The organism is Cohnella baijiui (assembly GCF_020731285.1).
Taxonomy (GTDB): Bacteria; Bacillota; Bacilli; order Paenibacillales; family Paenibacillaceae; genus Cohnella.
In genome coordinates this window covers 1-268 of the sequence record NZ_JAJFOW010000260.1, presented here as the reverse complement: position 1 = coordinate 268, position 268 = coordinate 1, and the positions used below count along the sequence as shown (strand labels likewise).

At 47.4% G+C, this 268-nt stretch carries 1 protein-coding gene; it reads right to left on the bottom strand.

Going from position 1 to position 268, the window contains the following annotated elements; genetic code table 11:
* On the bottom strand, positions 1-268 hold a 268-nt coding region (locus LKX83_RS32555), incomplete at both ends, for an ABC transporter substrate-binding protein (RefSeq protein WP_370639176.1).

Sequence of the window (268 nt, the reverse complement as noted above, 5' to 3'; positions counted from 1 at the left end):
CATCAGCTCCACACGCTTTTGTTCATTGGCTTCATTAATAGCGCGATTCAACAAATCATCGTACACCGCATTTTCATAATTTCCACGACTTGACATCGCCGCTCCCCGCCACTCATCAAGATAGGACATCGCATCATCATAATCGGCTCCCCAGCGGGTAATACCCATCTGATAATTGCCATCACGCATCGTCTGCAGGCGTCCTTTGTGAGGCTTCGTTACAATCGCGACATCTATCCCCAGATTTTTTTTGTATTCACTCTGCAGG